The sequence below is a fragment of the Vicinamibacteria bacterium genome (assembly GCA_035620555.1).
In the GTDB taxonomy this organism is placed as follows: Bacteria; Acidobacteriota; Vicinamibacteria; order Marinacidobacterales; family SMYC01; genus DASPGQ01.
Genome location: DASPGQ010000294.1, coordinates 1 through 13612, shown reverse-complemented (window position 1 = coordinate 13612; position 13612 = coordinate 1). Strand labels below are relative to the sequence as shown.

10 protein-coding genes are annotated in these 13612 nt (G+C 62.8%); 4 read left to right on the top strand and 6 right to left on the bottom strand.

The window, feature by feature from the left end; all coding sequences use genetic code 11:
• The 3 genes from VEK15_12030 to VEK15_12020 all read right to left on the bottom strand — a co-directional run.
• Positions 1-227, bottom strand: a 227-nt coding sequence (locus VEK15_12030) for a hypothetical protein (GenBank protein HXV61418.1), incomplete at its 3' end; no start/stop codon positions are given.
• 531 nt (positions 228-758) lie between these two features.
• On the bottom strand, positions 759-1307 hold the full coding sequence (locus tag VEK15_12025) for a LuxR C-terminal-related transcriptional regulator (GenBank protein HXV61417.1): 549 nt from the start codon (positions 1305-1307) through the stop codon (positions 759-761).
• A 218-nt stretch (positions 1308-1525) separates the two neighbouring features.
• Positions 1526-4276 (bottom strand): M14 family zinc carboxypeptidase, encoded by a 2751-nt coding sequence (locus VEK15_12020; protein HXV61416.1) that lies wholly within the window; start codon positions 4274-4276, stop codon positions 1526-1528.
• Positions 4277-4610: 334 nt separating this feature from the next.
• Here VEK15_12020 and VEK15_12015 point away from each other — a divergent pair, with 334 nt between their 5' ends.
• The gene (locus VEK15_12015; protein ID HXV61415.1) at positions 4611-7163 is read left to right on the top strand and encodes a DUF305 domain-containing protein; all 2553 of its coding nucleotides are present in this window, start codon (positions 4611-4613) and stop codon (positions 7161-7163) included.
• A 68-nt stretch (positions 7164-7231) separates the two neighbouring features.
• Here VEK15_12015 and VEK15_12010 read toward each other — a convergent pair whose 3' ends face one another.
• Both VEK15_12010 and VEK15_12005 read right to left on the bottom strand, forming a co-directional pair.
• On the bottom strand, positions 7232-7540 hold the full coding sequence (locus VEK15_12010) for a HigA family addiction module antitoxin (protein ID HXV61414.1): 309 nt from the start codon (positions 7538-7540) through the stop codon (positions 7232-7234).
• 16 nt (positions 7541-7556) lie between these two features.
• On the bottom strand, positions 7557-7835 hold the full coding sequence (locus tag VEK15_12005) for a type II toxin-antitoxin system RelE/ParE family toxin (GenBank protein ID HXV61413.1): 279 nt from the start codon (positions 7833-7835) through the stop codon (positions 7557-7559).
• A gap of 150 nt (positions 7836-7985) precedes the next feature.
• Between VEK15_12005 and VEK15_12000 the strand changes: the two genes are divergently transcribed.
• On the top strand, positions 7986-10274 hold the full coding sequence (locus VEK15_12000; GenBank protein HXV61412.1) for a protein kinase: 2289 nt from the start codon (positions 7986-7988) through the stop codon (positions 10272-10274).
• Between the two features lie 429 nt (positions 10275-10703).
• Here the strand turns inward: VEK15_12000 and VEK15_11995 are convergent, their stop codons facing one another.
• On the bottom strand, positions 10704-12284 hold the full coding sequence (locus tag VEK15_11995; protein HXV61411.1) for an HD domain-containing phosphohydrolase: 1581 nt from the start codon (positions 12282-12284) through the stop codon (positions 10704-10706).
• A gap of 667 nt (positions 12285-12951) precedes the next feature.
• On the opposite strand from VEK15_11995, the gene VEK15_11990 reads away from it, so the two are divergent.
• Both VEK15_11990 and VEK15_11985 read left to right on the top strand, forming a co-directional pair.
• Positions 12952-13203 carry a peroxidase gene (locus VEK15_11990; GenBank protein ID HXV61410.1) on the top strand — a complete coding sequence of 84 codons (252 nt, stop codon included), beginning with the start codon at positions 12952-12954 and terminating at the stop codon, positions 13201-13203.
• A gap of 51 nt (positions 13204-13254) precedes the next feature.
• Entirely contained in the window at positions 13255-13560 is a 306-nt protein-coding gene (locus VEK15_11985; protein HXV61409.1) for a peroxidase, read from the top strand.
• Positions 13561-13612: the final 52 nt, after the last annotated feature.

The following is a 13612-nucleotide window of genomic DNA, read 5'->3' as shown; positions in this document are numbered from 1 at the left end:
GGTCGGATCCACATTTCCACGGTTCCCGCCGAAGAGGCCCCGATGGTGTACCGAACGTAATTACCCGGACCAAACACACCGGCTTGTCCAAGCCCGCTGAGACTGGGTGCAAAGAGCAGAGTGCCAACGGCACTCCCCGTCGTGGAGCCGTTGAAGTGGTCGAGGACGACGGTATTCGCGTCCGGCACGATCTCTCCAAGCGCCGCGGTTTCCTGAGCCAGAGCCAATCTGAAACCAACTGCCCAAGCGGCTAAGCATCCGGCGCGGAGTCCGCTCGATATTGGAGTAACGCTCGACGTGCGCATCGAATCCCAGTTGTTTAGAGAGTGGACGCTCTTCATCGGATCCTCCTTTTACTCTCGAGTGGGAGTGTGTCGAAAAGCTTCCATGAGGACAATTCTCCGTGTGGATTAATCCAATTGGATGAGTCTGATCCGTGAGCTAGATCAGGAACTCGAGGCCGATGCGATGTCCGTTCCCTTCAGGGTGAGACCAGCGGAGGATGGCGAGTACCGGAATCGGCGCGGGGATTTGAGGCAGCTTCAGCTCGCATCGAACGAGTGAGGGCGGTGAAGGGGATCCTGTCACGAGGACGCCTAAACCGCCGCGACTGATGTCATGGACCGTTGCTTGAATCAGCTCTGCCGGTTTCGCGGACGAACCAATCTCGTGTGAACCCGTCAGTGTTGATTCACAACGGAAGCGATAACGCGGCTCCCGCCTTCTCTCGGTGTGGCGGTCCACCAACAGACGTTAATCTACAAGACGACCGCCGGGCTAGTCTCCAAATGGCGTAGCTCCTCGTCGCGGCGCGTGAAGAGCACCCCCAGGATGCCCGACCGGGTGGTCACCCCCATCTTGACCATCGCCAGCCGGAGAAAGACCTTGACGGTATTGGGGCTGATCCCCATCCGCTGGGCAATCTCCTTGCTCGTCAGTCCCTCGACAAGGTATCCAATCGTTTCTCCCTCCCGCGGGGTGAGGTTGTACTCGATGGCAGCGCGGGTGAGATCCAATGCCCCGTTGGGGCCGCGTTCGAGGATCACCGCAGTCGCGGTTTGCGAGCTTCCGTTCGAAGGAGGCCCGAGCGCGTAGAAGCGGCAAATGTACCGTCGCCTGCCGGAGACGAACGGCCTTGGCCGGGGCTCCTCAGGACGAAGAAGGTCCGCGATTCGGTCTCTGAGTCCGCCTCTCCCGGGTAGCTGCGGGTAAGCCAGAATCTGCAGCGCCGCGGGGTTCGCGTACACGGGCCGGAGACTGGCGTCGAGAATGACGATTCCGGCGCCAGCGTGGGTCGAGATTCCCATTGGTTCACCCAAACCTAAGGGCATCGGAGGACCGGCACAAGCGGCAAAGTGCGGCGCCGTCCTTTGCCGTTCGTTCCATACCATCTTGGTCGCGCGGGAATCCCGAGGTTTTTGTGAAGGATTTGTGAAATCTTCGTCAGGCTGCGGCAAACGTTTGCCGGATCCTCAGCTCCCTTCGCTGATCGCGATATTTACTCGCTGAGCGTGAGCCCCGTACTTCACAATCCGGGAAGCGCGTTCCAGTTGAGAATGCCGTTCCACAGGAGACGATGGTCGGAATGGTTCAAGTCGCGGTGAAGGGGGTTGAAGTTGTAGACGAGCGCATGACCCGCGCCGACGGGCATGTCGAGAATCGCGGGGCGGCCGTCGAGAGCTTCGAGGTTTCGCGCGCCTCCGCTCACGAGCGTTCCTTTCCACTCGAGGACGATCGGCCTGCGATCGACGGGACCGTTCAAGCAGGACGTGCAGTAAGACATCGTGAGCCATCGCCGAGGCGCGTCATAGACGGTGTAGTTGGAGCGAAAGACGGACGGCTCGGCAGAATAGCCGTAGGCGATCGGATGATCGGTTCGAGCGAAACGCGCGCCGATTTCCGCCCCGGGAGTGGAGATTCCTGAAGCGGTGGATGGGCGGACGTTTCGGACGATGCCCGTTTGGAGGATCAAGTCGGAGCCCGTTCCGAGGGTCACGAGAACCCCTCCGTCGTCGAGAAAACTCTCGAGGTTGGCGAGCCCTCCGAAGCCGATGCCTCCGGTGATGTCGTCGGACGACACGGGCTGTCCGAGGCTGGGAAACTCCGCGGTCGCCTGGAAAGGCATGGGGCCTTCCTTCGCCTCGATGCCGTGAATCTGCCCCTGCAAGTCCAGGAGCACCGTGCCGTAGACGATAACGTCCACTTTGCTCTTCAAGCCCCCCGCACGAATCTCCCCGTCTCGGAGATATTCATACGGGATCTCTTGTTGATCCAGCGTGTATCGAATCCAGCCGATGGAGTCCGTGTCGGCCCATGGGACCCAGACACCGAGTCGTGGCGGCGGAGCGTCGTGGCGCTTCACGTCAGGAAAGCTTGCCACGCGACGAAAGTCGAGCGCGAGCTCGTCCGCGACCCCCAGGAGCGCCGCCTCCAGGCCTTCTGCCGGAGGGAGAACCCACGAGCCTTTGGGATAGTCGCGGCCGTCGACCTCGAAAGCTTCGTCGGCGATCTCGACGGGAAACGGCGCGAGTCGATAGCGCGCCGCGAGCAGGGCTTCCTGCCCGACATCGGCGAGCAGTACGACGGGTCCCGAGCCCGAGACGCTGCCTTGCACGCGGACGTCACCCGTGAGCGGATCGAGCGAGACATTCCGTATCACCGCATCGTCGACCCGCGTCACCTCGACCCCGTAGTGCACGGGAAGGGCCCACGAAACGTCGTCATACGGCTCGTGCTCGGCGTCTTCGGGAAACTGCTGCGGCTCGAGGAGGTCCACGGCGTAGTTGCGATAGGGCTGGTCGAGATCGATGACGAACGTCCCCGAGGGAAAGGTTCCTTCTGCGACGGTAAAAGGCGCTCGGGCCCGCCCGACTTCGATGTGCTGCGTCTGGAGTCGGTTGATCAACCGGGCCACGCGGCGCCGGTCCTGCTGATCATCCCGGACGACGAAGGCATAGGGATTCCCCGCCAATCCCTTCTGCCGGGAGTTGTAGCCCTTCTGATAAAAGTTGCGCAGGAGCCGCTCGGCCTGGTGAGCCGAGTAGTCGAGGATCGCGAGCGCCGCGGTCTCCGAGTAGTTGACACCGTCACGATGGGACCAGACCACGGTCTCGGGAGGCGGCGAGGGCCGATACCACTCGCGGGTGGTGGAGCGGGGGTTGATCGTGCGCGTCACCGTCTCCGCGGTTGCGTTTCCGAACGTCTCGTAGCCCCTCCCGATCGAATTGTGGTTCATCGCCACAGAATCCAGATAGTGATGACCAAAGGCTTCGCCGAAGTTCCACGTCCAGACCCCGGGCATCCCATGCGCCGACATCGCGCTCATCTCGTGGAAGCTCATCTCCAGGAACTCGCTAAGAACGATGGGATCGAGATTGGGGTTGTAGGGTCCAGTGCCGTTCCAGGTCACGAGCAGTGGGATCGCCTCGTGGAGATCGTGGACCACGGTCGGGTGGTAGTCGAAGAACATGCGGTGCACGGCCTGGCTCGACACCTGTGTTTGTTGATGCGTGTCGCGGTTCGCGTCGACGAACACGTACTTCCCCCAGTAGGGTGGGGATTGGCGCGGCAGGGCGTCGTAATCGTTTTTCCCTTTGAGGTAGCGCTCGAACCAGTCGACCATCTTGTCGCGCCCGTCCGGGTTCGAGACGGGATTGATCAGCACGACGAGCTTTTCGCGGATGTTGCGGATCATGGGCGTCTCCGATACGGCGAGTCGATAGGCGAGCTCCATCACCATGTCCGGGCTCACGCTCTCGTCCGCGTGGATGGCGGCGTTGAAGTAGTAGATCGGCCGCGCACCTCCGAGGATGACCTCCGCTTGCTCCGGCGAGGTATGCCGTGGGTCCGCGAGGAGAGCCGTCGCTTGCTTGATCTCGTCGAGGGAGCGAATGCCTTCCTCGTCGGCGATCGCCGCGAGAAGGATGTCCCGGTTCTCCTCGGTTCGCCCGATGACCTCGACATGGACACGCGGCGAAGTGCGCGCGAGCTCCTGGAAGTACCCGTAGATCTCGGATGTGCTTGCGAGCTCTCCCGCGGCGCCCGCGAGGTGGCCCAGGGTGTCGCGTGGAGACGGAACGGTGGGCGAGTCGGGCACGTAAGCGACCCAAGGGCTCACGAAACGGGGGTCCGTCGTGAAGCGCGCGATCTCCTCGACCGAGCCCGGCTCGGGGGTATCGGGTGCGTAGGAGGATTGCGCTCGGGCGAGCCCGGCAAGAGAGAGAGCGAGAACAAAGACCGTGACGTAAGCGAGGGCTCGGCACGAAGAGTCAGTCATGCGTGGTAGCTCCTGTTCTGAAGCCGGGAGGATAGGGGATCCGCCCGTAGGAAGGAAACCCGACCGAGCCATGGTTGAATCTCCCCCGCGCGGACGCTCGGTACTCTCGCCGACGGCGTTCATCGAGCTCCTTGTGAAAGGACCTTAGCACGTCGTTGGTCCAAAGGTTCAAACCGAGGGGTTGCTCTCGCCGGCGATCTTGCTCATCACGACTCTGGTCCTGAGCCTGGCCGCTTTCATCGCCTCACTCGCCGCGGCGGTGGGTGCGTGCATACGCCGTGCGGATTAGAATACGGCTGGAAAATTGGGGCGGGAATCGATCGGAGGTCACGAAATGAGTCTCGAGAAACCTCGTGTCCGGCGGCTCGCGGCGCCGGCTGCCATCGTCATCATTATGATATTGGCGCTCTTGCCGATCGGAGCGGTGGAGAGCCAGGCTCAGGAACCGCCGCCGATCGTCCAGCCGGGTGCTCCCGGCGCGCCGAGTCGCGCGATCTCCGCCGAAGAGGCCTCGAACCTCGCGGGCCTGCAATTCAGCGAAGCCGACGTCCGCTTCATGCAGGGAATGATCTCCCATCACGCCCAGGCTCTCGACATGACCGAACTTCTCGTGTCACGCAGCAACAGCGAGGCCATGCAGCAGCTCGGAAAAAGGATCGAGCTTTCCCAGGAAGACGAGATCCAGATGATGCAAGAATGGCTTCGCGAGCGGGGCCAGGAGGTGACGAGCGTGGATGCCCATCATGCCCACGGCGCCAAGTTGATGCCCGGCATGTTGACGCCCGAGGAGATGAAAGAGCTCGAGGCGGCGCGTGGAGAGAAGTTCGATGACCTTTTTCTGCGCTACATGATCAAGCACCACCAGGGTGCGCTCGACATGGTGGAGGAGCTGCTTGCGGAGCAAGGCGCAGCGCAGGACTCTCAGCTCTTCGCGTTCACGTCCGACATCACGGCCGACCAGACCATGGAGATCGACCGGATGGATGCCATGCTCGCCGGGTTCTCGCCCGATCCGCGGGCGACTCTCGCCGCCGGGTTTCGCACCGCCCGCGACGCGGTGCTGAATCTGGAGCTCGTCGCCACCCTTCCCAAGCCCGACGGCTTCTACGATCCCGAGGCTCCCGCGGGCCGCCCCCGAGAGAGCGAGGAGGACAGGCGCGCCCGGGCGCGGAGAGAAGAGCGTGAACGGGAACAGAAACAACAGCAGGCCGAGCAAGCCGCCGAGACCCCCGCCGAGACCGATGTGGCGGAACGGGCGGAACCAGAGCCAGCGAGCGAAGAAAAGGAAGGCGACGAGGAGGATTCGGTCCGACCCGGCATCCTCAATTTCGCGAACACCGATCTGGCTTTCGTACGGGGCGTGGTGATCGAGGGCAACTATCACGGGTTCAACGCGTACAACATCGAGGATCCGCGCTCGCCGCAGCTTTTGGCTTCCATCGTCTGCCCCGGCGGTCAGGGCGACGTCTCCATCTACGGAGACCTCCTGTTCATGTCCGTGCAGGACACGCGGGGGCGGCTCGACTGCGGGACACAGGGCGTGGCGGCACCGGTGAGCGAGCAGCGCTTTCGCGGCGTCCGCATCTTCGATATCACCGACCTGCGGATGCCAAGGCAGGTCGCGGCGGTGCAGACGTGCCGCGGCTCGCACACCCACACCCTGGTGAGCGACCCTGACGACGAGGGGAACATCTACGTCTACAACTCGGGCACGAGCTCGGTCCGTCCAGGAGAGGAGCTCGAGGGCTGCACCGACGCCGACCAGGATCCGAACACCGCATTGTTCAGCATCGATGTCATCCGCGTGCCCATCGACCGGCCGGAGGAGGCGCGCATCGTCAGCCGGCCCCGAATTTTCGCCGACCCCGAGACTGGTGCGATTTCCGGCCTCTGGAAGGGCGGGGATCATGGTGAGGGGACACAGAGGTCCCGCCAAACGAACCAGTGCCACGACATCACCGTGTATCCCGAGCTGGGTCTGGCCGCGGGCGCTTGCTCCGGAAACGGCATCCTCCTCGACATCTCCGATCCCGCGAATCCCGTCCGTCTGGACGCGGTCGTCGACCCGGCCTTCGCCTACTGGCACTCGGCCACGTTCAACAACGACGGGACCAAGGTTGTCTTCACGGATGAGTGGGGCGGCGGAGGACGTCCACGATGCCGAGCCTTCGATCCGGTCAATTGGGGCGCGAATGCGATCTTCGACATCGTCGACGGTAAGCTCGAGTTCCGCAGCTACTACAAGCTGCCGGCCCCACAATCGAAGGAGGAGAACTGCGTCGCGCACAACGGTTCGCTCATCCCCGTTCCCGGCCGTGACATCATGGTTCAGGCCTGGTATCAGGGCGGGATCTCGGTGTTCGATTTCACGGACTCCGAGCGGCCGGTCGAGATCGCCTTCTTCGACCGTGGACCGATCGACCCCAACGCGCTCGTGATGGGTGGCTACTGGTCCGCATATTGGTATGACGGCTTCATCTACGGCACCGAGATCGCGCGTGGCCTCGACGTTCTCGAGCTCCTCCCGAGCGAGCACATCACCCGGAACGAGATCGACGCCGCCGCGCTCGTGTCCCCGGCCGTGTTCAACGCTCAGCAGCAGCGCCGCATCGAATGGCCTGCCGACCCGGCCGTGGCGCGCGCCTACCTGGATCAGCTCGAACGCAACCGGGCCATCGCGGCGCCGCGTTCCCAGGCGCTGATGGCCGCTCTCGACCGTGCGGACGAGCTGCTTACGAGCGAGTCGAAGGACGCAGAAACCGCCCGGAAGCTCGAGGCCATCGCGGCCGAGCTGTCGAGCGAGAGCGCGTCGGCGAGCGGACGCGACCGAATGCGTCTCGAGTCGCTCGCGGAGACAGTTGAGCTTATCGCCCGAAGACTGAGCTGATCTCCGTTGCTCGCGTGCCGCGTGCCAGAGGTCCCAGTCGGTCTGGACCCCATCCAGAACTCGGGCTGCTAGGCAACCTCGAGTGGATGCACATCGCGCTCGATCTCGCTTTCCTTCTCGCGCTGGGCCACCTCGAGGTCATAGGCTGCTTGTAGGTTCATCCAGAACTCGGGCGTGCTGCCGAAGTAGCGGCCGAGCCGCAGTGCCGTGTCGGCGCTGATGCCACGCCGGCCGTTCACGATCTCGCTGATGCGTGTTACCGGAACCCTCAGGTCGCGTGCCAGGCGATTGATACTGATTTCCCGCGGCCTCATGAGATCCTCATGCAGGATCTCGCCCGGATGAACCGGTGGAAGCGCTACCTTCTTTCTAGCCATGTTCTAGAACCTCGTATCAGTGATAGTCCACGATCTCGATGTCGTAAGCGTTTCCGCTTCTCCAAACAAAGCAGATGCGAAGCCGGTCGTTGATGCGAATGCTGTGCTGCCCACGACGGTCGCCCTTGAGGGCCTCTAGCCGATTGCCGGGGAAGATGCCCAGATCCTCGAGTCGGTGGGCGGCATGCAGCTGCCTCAGTTTCCTTTGAGCTACCCTCGCGACCGATCGGAGTCTCCGCGGCACGTTTCCGGCCAGCAAGCCCTCGGCCTCCTTGTCCCGGAACGACCGGATCACCTGTTTAGGATATCACGGAACACATTAGACGGAGAACGTGATGGTGGATGCTTCGGTCGAGCCAGGTGGCACATCTGATAACTGTTCGCCCACTCCTTGCGCGATCAAAGTGACAACCGGCGATGTCTCGTCGTAACATCATCGGCGCTCATGTCCCTCGAAGCGGGCCAGAGGCTCGGCCACTATGAGATCGTCGGTCTTGGCGGTGTGGGCGGAATGGGCGAGCTCTACAAAGCGAAGGATACGAAGCTCCGTCGCGACGTCGCCATCAAAACCCTCCCGCAGGCATTCGCGGAGGATCGTGAACGTCTCGCACGGTTCGCACGAGAGGCGAAGCTTCTCGCTTCTCTAAACCATCCCAACATCGCCACGTTGTACGGGCTCGAGGATCACGACGGCCAGCCGATCCTCGTGATGGAATGGGTGGAAGGTGAGACACTCGAGGCTCGCCTTTCCCGTGGACCTTTGCCCCTCGATGAGCTGCTAGCCTTGTTCGAGCAGATGGCCAAAGGCCTCGAAGCCGCTCACGAGAAGAGCGTGATCCACCGAGACCTGAAGCCGGCGAACGTCAAGATCGCTGAGGACGGGACGGTCAAAATTCTGGACTTCGGCCTCGCGAGGCTCGCCGAGACCGACGGAGACAAGTGGGGCCAAGGCGCGTCTCAATCGCCAACCCTGACGAAGGACACCGCACTTGGCGCCATCCTTGGTACCGCTTCTTATATGAGCCCTGAGCAGGCGAAGGGCCAGAGCGTCGATCGGCGCACTGACATCTGGGCCTTCGGCAGCTGTCTCTACGAAGCGCTCAGCGGTGTTAAGGCATTTCAGGGAGAGACCTTTGCCGACGTTCTCGCCAAAACCCTCGAACGCGAGCCGGACTTCGAGGCGCTGCCCACGTCGACTCCAGCGAGCATTCGACTTCTGTTGCAAAGATGCCTGGAGAAGGACCCCAAACAGCGCTTGAGAGACATCGGCGATGCGCGTCTCGAGATTCGGGACGCATTTTCTCGGTCCGCGAGCCCGACGACGATTGCGGAGTCCCGAAAGGCAGCCCTTTCCTTCGGCGTTGCCGGCGGCCTCGCTCTCGGGTTTGCCATGGTGGGCGGACTCGAAGTTTGGAGACTAACGCGCAGCCCACACGAAGCGCCTCACCCAACTCGATTGACGCTCGAGCTTCCTAACATTGCTCCATCGGACGCGGCGATTTTCGGTTTCTCTCTTTTTGAGCTCGATATCTCTCCCGACGGCAGGCAAATCGCCTATGTGGTCCAAGGGGAGAGAGCTCGTGAGCTCCGGCTACGTTCACTGGACGAGATTTCGCCCAAACCTATTCCCAACACCGAGGGGGCGTCCGCCCCTTTCTTTTCGTCCGACGGCCAGTGGATCGGCTTTCATGCTGACGGGAAAATTAGGCGGGTTGCTCCCGATGGCTCCCAGCTCTTGAGCCTTTGCGAGGCTCCCGGCTTCGCCGGAGCGAGTTGGGGGCCGGATGACACGATCATCTTTGCTGGGAAAGAGGGTCTTTACCACGTCGCCGCGCGTGGAGGGGCAGCGAGTTTGGTAGTCGCTCCGAATTCCGCCGACGGTGAAGCCCTGCTCGGCTGGCCCAGAGTCCTGCCCGATGCCAAGCACGTCCTCGCCACAGTGCTCATGGAAGGCTCGATCGTCGACGATCCCCGGGCGCGGATTGTGGTGGTGTCTCTAGAGACCGGCGAGCGACGCATCGTGACCGAGGCAGGAAGCAATCCGCGTTATGTTCCCACGGGACACGTCGTCTTCGGATGGGGCGGAGACTTGTACGCCGTGGGCTTCGACGTCGAGCGTCTGACGACTCGTGGAACGCCCCTTCCCGTCGTTCAGGGTGTCCGCTCCGACCCGTTTATCGGCACCGACTTTGCCGTCTCCGATGAAGGTTCACTCGTCTATGCGCGCGCCCCCGCTCTGGGATCTCCTGCGAGCCTCCACTGGGCCGATCGACAGGGTCGGAGGGGACCATTCGGCGAAGAGCTTCGACGTTTTCGCTTTCCGCGCCTTTCGCCTGACGGTCGGCTCCTGGCGGTCGCCATCGGAGCGCCAGGACGTTCCGACATCTGGGTCTACGATCTCAACGTTGAGCCACCAGTAGCGCGCCGCCTGACCTCTGAGGGAAACAACTCGGTGCCCGTTTGGACACCCGACGGTCGCGAGCTCTACTTCACGAATGCCGGCAACATGATGGCCGTAGCGACCGTGGCCCGCGGCCGAGAGCTTTCCTTCGGTACGCCTCAAGCGTTGTTCGATGGATTCCTTCAGGGCGGCGGACCTCGAAGCTACGACGTGGCCCCCGACGGCCGATTTCTCGTTGTCGTCGGCGACACCGAAGTGCCCCCACGAGACGAGCTCGTGATCGTCCTCGACTGGTTCGAGGAGCTCGAGCGACAAGTGCCGAGTGGGAGCTGAACGCAGATTCGGGATCGAGACGTGTTACAGAGGGTGCGCAAGGGAGGAGAGCCTTCAGCACCCTCCACGGCTACTCGTTCCCCGGAATACGCAGCCGGGGAAGTGTCCAATTCTCGAGAGCTAGCCCTTCACACGACCGAACTCGGCGGTGTTATTCGTGACGAGTGTTAGCCCGAGACTTCGGGCGTGACTGGCAATGAAGAAACCATTGGCTCCGATCAACTTGTCGCACTTATTGAGGTCCGATCGAATCTGGGCGTAGTGGGTGGCTGTGGCTTCGGGAAAATCGAGTACCTCGACGTAAGGGAAGAACGCCTGAAGTGCCGCCTCATCTTGCGTTCGGCGCGGTCTCGAGTGGCATGCATCTTTGTCCGCCGGGAAATCTTCGCGGCGACTGGAGCCCGATCTCTTTCGAGCGTCCCAGAGAGCTCAAACGTCGTGTTGCATGGCCCAAAGAGCAGCAGCCGCCCGCGTCGAGACACCGATCTTGTTATAGATATGCTGGATGTGGTGATCGGTGGTCTTCGGCGAGATGTGCAGCCGCTCGGCGATCGACCGCGTGGTCAGCCCCCTCGCCGCGAGGCGCAGCACATCGACTTCACGGCGGGAGAGGCCCCCCGGGTGTTGCGCTCTGATTGATCGACGTGCCTCGGGCCCGCCGTGGCCCGAAGCGATGAGCACGGCGTCGGTCGCGCGTAGCTCGAGGACTCCCTGGGATGCGAGCCGTCGAAGCTCCTTTGCGGCGTCCTCGCCCGAGAACGGCGGGCGGTCGGCCCGCTCGGCTGTCAGTCCGACGTAAACGTCGACGGCAGCGAGCACCCCCGCCCCCGGATCGATGCCATCGGCCTGCAGACGTTTGTGGTAGCCGGACCCGTCCGCCTTCTCGTGATGGGCGCATGCCAGCGGGTTCAGTGCCGCCAGTGCCGGTGAGCGGCGCAGCATCTGTTCGGTGAGCATCGGGTGGAGCTCCACCCGATCGAACTCCGAGCGAGTCAAGGTAGCGGGCTTGTCCCAGATCGAGTTCGGGACGCCGGTCGTGCCGAAGTCGTGAACCAGCGCGGCCCGGCGGAGCGTGATGATAGCCTCTTCGTTGAGCTCGAGCACCCGGCCGGCCTCCACGGCGAGCTCGGCGCATCGACGGCTGTGACCGGCCATGTAAGGTGATTTCAGATCGATGAAATCCGCCGCCACCGTCAGGGCGTCGTCGAGCTCGGTGCCGTCCAGCCTGCGGCGTGGCGTCGGCTCGAGCTCGAGCACGGCGTCCCACGGCTCGATCGTGTCGAGCCGTTCGAACCAACCACGCCCCTGCTCGACGAACAAGTCGGCGAGCTCCGGATCGTAGGTGCGGTCGCGACGTTTGGAGGCCGCATCCAGCGCCTCAGCCGGTGAGAACAGCCGGCCAATCGCTTCCATGTCGTGGCTCAGGTGCACGATGCGCATCGCAAGCGGGATCGCCTCGCCGCGGGCGCCGGTCGGAAAGCCGTTCCCGTTCCATCGCTCGAAGGTGAAGCGCAAGGCGTCGCGAACGCGGGGGCCGAAATCGAGCCGCTGCGCCAGCATGTCGCCGACTTCGCACCCCGACGCGAAGTTGTGCACCGCCCACTCGTGGGCCCCCTGTTGGATCATTTGAGCGACCTGTTCACGCTCTTCCGGAGGGCGGCCGGCGGTCGCGAAGGCCAGGACGTCGCGCATGACCTCGGCGGGATTCGCGGCATCGTGGATCAGGGTCTGGGCGCGAATGGCGATCTCATCGCCGAAGATCGTGGCCACCTCGTGCGCGTGTCCGGTGCAGCCGATATACCGTAGAAGTGCAACCCAGTAAACGGTTTCTCGCAGCTCCTTGTCGAATCCTCCCGCCTCGCATATCCAGGTCCCGAGGAGACACGACCGGAGTTGGGATTCGAGCGGCTGGCCGAAAGCGTTGTCCTGTGCCAGCGCCAACGTGGCGACGAGCTCCCCGAGCCGGAGGGGTGCGGCAGAAATAGGCCGATCTCCCGATGCGGGCCGCACGGGCCGGATCCTACCATGGACACTAACAAGTTCGACCGATCGTGAAACGAGGCCAAAGTACTTGAAAAGGAGAAAATGCCATGGCGAAATCGTCGACTCAATCCAACAAGGCCATCAAGGTAGGAGTCATCACGGACCAGACGGGTGTCACTAGCGTTCGGGGGGATCGCCAACGCGAACGTGGCCAAGATGGTGGAGCGCGTGCTGGAGATGAGGTAAACGGAGAGGCAGCGGCATATCCTGAAGATGGCGGGGCGCGACGTCGCAAGGTCGGAAATCTTATGACTCGAGGAAGCATTCAATGGGCGGAGGGAGCGTCCAACAAACCATTGGTGGCCGACGATTTCAAGTCGAGCTGACGCGTCGGCATCGTAATTTTTGCGGGCTCCGGCCGAAAGCGCTTGGATCGCGTCAGATTCCCAATCGCTATCGCGCTCATTCACAAGTAGTTGCCACCAAGCCTCGAGAGCACATGCATGGCATCTGGTTTGCTAGTTCCCAAACGCGCGACTCGTATGCCTAGCGACGGGAGATTACGCAGACTGGCTAGTCAGCTCTCGAGAGGGGGCTCTCTACCCGCAGCTCTTCCCTGGCGTCGCTTGTCATGGCCCGGAGTTTCGATCCTTCCCACCCGGCCCCAACTTGTCTCATCAAAGGAGCGTTATCGATGGAACCCATGTTTTTGCCCGACGTCGAAGAGCACGAGGATGACGGCCCACGCGGTGACGCCATCCGTGCCATGAGCGCCGCGGGCGTCCCCGTTCCCCAGATTCTTCACCTATTCGCCTTCAAACCGGATCGCACCGATCATCTCTCCCGGTTCACCCAAGGGGTGATGCGCGGTCCTTCCCCGCTATCACCCGGCCAGCGAGAGCTCATCGCCGCGTTCACCTCGAGGCGGAACGAGTGCCCCTTCTGAATTGGCTCCCACGCCGCGGTCGCGGCGGAGCTTCTCGGAGACAGGGCGCTCGTGGATGCCGTCCTCGAGGACCACTGGTCCTCTCCCCTCTCGGATAAAGAAAAGGCGCTGTTCGATCTCGTCGAAAAAGCCAACCGGGTATCGAATCAGATTCGCAGAGAGGACCTCGATCGTGCCCGGAGCGCGGGATGGACCGACGAGGCGCTCTACGACGCCATCACCGTTTGTGCTCTCTTCAACTTCTACAACCTGTGGATCGATGCCACGGGTGTCCACGAAATGCCGGCGGCCGGCTATGAGGCCTCGGGAAAGCGTCTCGCGACCGAGGGCTACGCGCCAATGAACGGGAAGGACTGACTCGTTGCGGCTCTCCCACTCGGTCTAGCCGCCGAGCAAGGCGAGCCAGGCC